This window comes from Mesorhizobium sp. WSM4833 (assembly GCF_055811095.1).
Map to the genome: position 1 here is coordinate 1 of NZ_JBVVQG010000037.1, position 1,483 is coordinate 1,483.

At 60.4% G+C, this 1,483-nt stretch carries 1 protein-coding gene and 1 pseudogene; both read left to right on the forward strand.

Annotated features, from left to right (window positions below):
* The coding region (locus tag AC0L2D_RS31730) for an NAD(P)-dependent oxidoreductase (RefSeq protein WP_473544101.1) at window positions 1-1,227 on the forward strand (1,227 nt) is incomplete at its 5' end.
* Window positions 1,224-1,483: pseudogene (locus AC0L2D_RS31735) on the forward strand (class I SAM-dependent DNA methyltransferase); the annotation flags it as partial. The gene AC0L2D_RS31730 and the pseudogene AC0L2D_RS31735, both read left to right, overlap by 4 nt.

Consider the following 1,483-nt stretch of genomic DNA (forward strand, 5'->3'; position numbering starts at 1 on the left):
GCCGGCTATCTGGTGAACGTCTACGATATCGATCCCGCAGCCGCGGAAGACGTGGTCGAAAAAGGAGCCCGGTGGCATGACGCACCACGCGGAGCGGCCCGCGATTGCGAAATTGTCATCACCTGCCTGCCGCTGCCACACGACGTCTTTGACAACATGACAGGCGAGCAAGGCGCGTTGGCCGGAATGACACCGGGCAGCGTGTGGATCGATACGTCCACGACCGACTATCACAACACGGTCGAGATCGCCCGTCGGGCGGCAGCAATTGGCGTCGATTCGCTAGAAGCACCCGCGAGCAACTTGTCCCACATGGGGGTCGATTTCGCCAATGTCAGCTTCTTCGTCGGGGGGCCATCGGAGGCCTATGTGCGTTCCGAGACGGTGTTGCAAACCATCGGAGCTGTCCCCTTCCATGTCGGAGACATCGGTCAGGGACAGTCAGCCAAATTGCTGACGAACCTGCTCTTTTACACTGCAGCCGTGGCGAGCGGCCACGCACTCTGCCAAAGCGTGCGAGAGGGCGTTCCAGCGCAGCAGGCGTGGCATAAGTTTGTCGCGTCGTCCGCAAACTCCGTTGCAATCGAGCAGTTCGTCCCGTTTCTCCTGGATGGCAGCTACGATCGCTCGTGCACTCTGGAGATCGCGGTGAAGGATATGGGCTTGACGGTCCAACTGGCGGACGAACTCGGCGTGGAATTGCCGATCGGGCGCGCGGTCGAAAGGCGCTATAACGAGGCGGGACGGAAGTTCGACCGACACGACAGCCATCTGCGAGTCGTCGCGCTGGCGGAGGTGGTCTTCGGCGTTCGACTGCAAGTGCCGGGCTATCGCGCGCCATCCAGGTACGGTGCTGACCCCAGGCATCCGCCAGACCAAGAATTCCTGACCGATCACATCGGAAGGATCAAACCCAAGCGTGAGCATGTGTTCCCGCTCGACGACGTCCCACTCACTGACATCCAGATCCGCTTGCTCAAGTCTCTGGTCGACGAGCTCACCCACGTCAATCGCCTGATCTTTGACGAGGCGTTTGATCTTGGACGCGGCATGGGCCTGAGCGATGTCTTGATCCACGACGTTATCACTTGGAGCGTGGGCGCCTCCGCATGGTCGGATAGCCATGCTCAGCAATACGGCAGCGAGCGGCTTGTGCATCTAGCCGGTGCCATTTCGCCGCTGACGATGCCGCATCTCATTTGCCCCCGAATGGAGGAACTGTCATGACCACCCTCGATCAGCAGACGGCATTGGCGCAAGCCGCGCGAAAGCGCATCAAGGATTCCCATACCCTCGATGGCGATGCCGGTAACTTGGTCCACTTCTATCGCGGATGGGCCAATTCCTACGAGTTGGATGTCGGTCGCGATGGATACTGCGGGCCGACGATCGTTGCGGAATTGGCGGGCACCGTGCAGACAGCGTATTTGGCCAATAAGCGAGCAGCCATCGCAATCCTGGACGCTGGGTGCGGAACAGGTCT